This window comes from Helicobacter rappini, assembly GCF_900198625.1.
Taxonomy (GTDB): Bacteria; Campylobacterota; Campylobacteria; order Campylobacterales; family Helicobacteraceae; genus Helicobacter_A; species Helicobacter_A rappini.
Genome location: NZ_FZPK01000073.1, coordinates 1 through 2385, shown reverse-complemented (window position 1 = coordinate 2385; position 2385 = coordinate 1). Strand labels below are relative to the sequence as shown.

Below are 2385 nucleotides of genomic sequence, written 5' to 3'. Positions count from 1 at the left end.
CTCACCTATAATCCTCCTTTGTCGCTTAGATTCAATGGTAAGGAATTAGAGATACTAGAGTGGGGGGAAGTGAAAGAACATTACAGAATCTACTCTAAAGACTATGATAGTATAGATACAAAAGATATGCCTAGATTACTTTCATCTTATTCTCTTGCCCCTGATGTTATAGACATAGAGAGGTATTATACATCTAGTCATCATAAAGACCAAGATATTATAGATTCTATACAGCAAGATACTTCTCTACCCAAAGGAAACTATTATCTTTATACTAAAGATATAGAGCAATCTTTAAAGATTCAAACAGATTTCTACACAAGAGTTAGAGGATACAATGCACTTAATATCTGTACTTCAGATACAAATACCCAGTATAAAATCTCATACTATAATAATCCATTAGACAATATCCCTTATCCCAAAGGCACTACCTTTCTCACGACACCAAATACACCAATACCTACATACCATACAGATGAAAGAGTAAAGATATTTCTCAAAGGAAGTAAGACTTATAAAGACTTTATATTGAAACTAAAGCAAAAGATAGATTCTATACAATCACAATATGAGATAGAGAGGGTAAGGTTGGAAGTGGGGTATGACACAGGAGAAATGGTGCTAGAAATAGTGAGGAAGTGGGAGTATAGTCCAAACAATGAAGATTTTAAATATTGGGCTACCATTAGTGAATTTAGCTTAAAGTTGGATGGCGAGATAATAAAAGATTCTGATAACAAAGAAATAAAGGGCTATATTGTGGAACCAGCAGGAATGAATCCAACAATCAACAAAACTGCTGAGGAGCAACAAAAAACAGCAGGTGGAGATATAAGAATACCCGTAGGGGAATATGAGGTGTTTTGGAAATATTCAGATATTAGCAAACCTGCTTTAATGATAGAAAATCCGAATAACAAAGAAATATATTTAAATGATTTACGACAAACAATAAAAAATTTAGACATAAACATAGAGCAATTGTATTGCAATACTACAACCTGTAAACATAATCAAGTCAATAGAAAAACTTTTGGAACGAAGCATATTCATATTGTTCCTCAACTTAAACCAAAAAATACAAATACTACAATAATAGGCAAAAGTCGAGATGGGATTCTTATACATTATGGTGATACGGGAGAATGGAGCACAGGCTGTCTTTTGCCAACAACTGAATTGAGATGGAAAAAAGAAAGATGGATAGCCAAAGATAGAGATAGCACAATTAATGCTATTGCAAGATTGTATATAGCTATCATTAAACACGATAGAGAAGCGTTTAAAAACTATATACTTGGTGCGAATAATTTCACAAAAAGCACAATTAAAAAATTTATTGTTAGAATCAAAGAACAAGATAAAATTGAATCTTATCCACCATCTAAGGAGAAATAATGCGTCTAATAATATTTGCGTTTTGTATTGCTTATGGTATCGTGTATGCTAGTGGGAGTGTGTATTTTACACATTTCCAAGATATGTTATCAAATCAAACTTCGCATAATAACACACTTCAAAAAGATAAAGAAACGATTGATAAAATATATTACAAAGGGACAATAACATTAAGTGGGGTAATAGAATGGCAGATGTATCAAGAGGAAGCAGATTTTTATTGGCGTTTAGTGTTTTTTCCTGATGTGTCAAATGCCTTGCCTAGACTCTTTGAAGATGATACACAAGCAATTTTTCTCAATGATACACTCAAAAGAGATATGGAGTTTCAAAAAAATAGTTTTTTACAAATATATAATGTTTTGCAAGATACATTAAATCAAACAGATGAATATATCTTAGGTGGGATAGCGATTCGTGCGACACTAACTTTGAAAAATTATTACATTGAGAAAAGTTTAGATAATGAGGCTGATACAAAGTATTATGCAACTGCCAAAATAGATTCTATACAAACATCAGATAATGTAAAAAAATGGTATATTAACAAAGACATCCTTCCTAGTGAATATTTGCTCTTTCCCATTACCAAAGACTCTTATATCAATCTACGAGAATCCCCAAATGGTAAGATTTTACAAGCAATACAAAAAGATACAATAGTAAATGATTGTAATATGCGAGGCAATGAGTTACAAAATCAAGGCATATTATTATTTCTTGGCAAAGACTCCACCAATCCCAAATGGCTAAAGGTCGCCTATATCCCAAAAGAAGCCAGCGATACAAGTAAGGCAATCTATGGTGTAATCCACGAAAGCCAAGTGAGTTTTGATTGTGGGGAATAAATGAGTTGCTCATTCCCAAACACTCACACAACACAGAATCAATCACAAGATTCTATAGATTCTATGCACGATTCTCACAACACTCAAGGACAGCCTATCATCTATCTACTTAATTGTGAAAATAGAAAAACCTAAC

The 2385-nt window shown here is 32.7% G+C and carries 3 protein-coding genes; all 3 read left to right on the top strand.

Going from position 1 to position 2385, the window contains the following annotated elements; translation table 11 throughout:
- The coding region (locus C6H17_RS13150; protein WP_233714122.1) for a hypothetical protein at positions 1-1401 on the top strand (1401 nt) is incomplete at its 5' end.
- Entirely contained in the window at positions 1401-2249 is an 849-nt protein-coding gene (locus C6H17_RS11345; protein WP_104731454.1) for a hypothetical protein, read from the top strand. The genes C6H17_RS13150 and C6H17_RS11345, both read left to right, overlap by 1 nt.
- On the top strand, positions 2250-2384 hold the full coding sequence (locus C6H17_RS13355) for a hypothetical protein (protein WP_267892806.1): 135 nt from the start codon (positions 2250-2252) through the stop codon (positions 2382-2384).
- Position 2385: the final 1 nt, after the last annotated feature.